Origin of the sequence: Pantoea sp. GbtcB22, from assembly GCF_019091025.1 — a bacterium.
In the GTDB taxonomy this organism is placed as follows: Bacteria; Pseudomonadota; Gammaproteobacteria; order Enterobacterales; family Enterobacteriaceae; genus Pantoea; species Pantoea leporis.
Map to the genome: position 1 here is coordinate 1 of NZ_JAGXKB010000591.1, position 246 is coordinate 246.

At 53.3% G+C, this 246-nt stretch carries 1 protein-coding gene; it reads right to left on the reverse strand.

What is annotated here, in order from left to right; translation table 11 throughout:
- Window positions 1–246: DNA cytosine methyltransferase (locus KVT28_RS26075; protein WP_217551171.1), on the reverse strand; the 246-nt coding region annotated here is incomplete at both ends.

Sequence of the window (246 nt, forward strand, 5' to 3'; positions counted from 1 at the left end):
CAACGCATTCTTCTTGCTCACGCCCGCCAGCGAGAAGGGCTGACAAGGTAAACCGGCCAGCAGCACCTGATGATCGGGAATGGTGCGATCGATATGCTGATAAATTGCCTGCTCATCGCTGGTGCCCGCGGGCTGCGTTACCAGACGAATATCACTGTTGAAGTGATGCAACTGTGGATCGCTATACAGGTTGGCTTTATAGGTGCGCACCGCTTCTTTATTCCATTCGCTGGAGAACACGCATTG